We start from the raw sequence: 468 nt of genomic DNA, 5'->3' as shown, positions 1-468 counted from the left end.
CTAAATATCCACCTATGTGGTCGTTGTTTTGAGGTTTTGTTTTATATGGAAATTAATTGCTTCTCATAAGTTGAGAAGTGTTGTTTTTCTCTTCCCATTAATACACTTATCACCTGTTCTAAATGAATATTCTCACTGAATGATAATTAGCATAATTTTAGGTCTGCCTATTTCTTACTTGATGAGAATTGATGGTCAAAGAGGCCTAGAAAACAAAAGTTTCGAGAGGCAATCTGACTGGCTTAGGCACCTATCTCACGTTGAGCGCGTGCTCAATGAATGAGAAAGAGTAGAGTAAAGAGGTCTCATGAATCAGGTAATATCTATCGGCCCACAGGAGTCGTTCCTCGTCGCAATTTGCGTGTTGTTTTTAGGGCAGTTCATCAATACCAAGTTACCAACCTTAAAAAAATTTAATATTCCAGAGCCAATTGTTGGTGGTCTAGTGGTCGCTTGCGTCATCACGAT

The 468-nt window shown here is 38.5% G+C and carries 1 protein-coding gene; it reads left to right on the top strand.

Features of this window, described 5'->3' with window-relative positions; translation table 11 throughout:
* Nucleotides 1–361: 361 nt before the first annotated feature.
* The coding region (locus IQR33_RS17485) for a sodium/glutamate symporter (RefSeq protein ID WP_416222683.1) at nt 362–468 on the top strand (107 nt) is incomplete at its 3' end.

The organism is Vibrio sp. OPT46, assembly GCF_015163535.1.
GTDB lineage: Bacteria > Pseudomonadota > Gammaproteobacteria > Enterobacterales > Vibrionaceae > Vibrio > Vibrio alginolyticus.
Note: the sequence above shows the minus strand (reverse complement) of the source record. Positions and strands in the feature narration are given on the sequence as shown.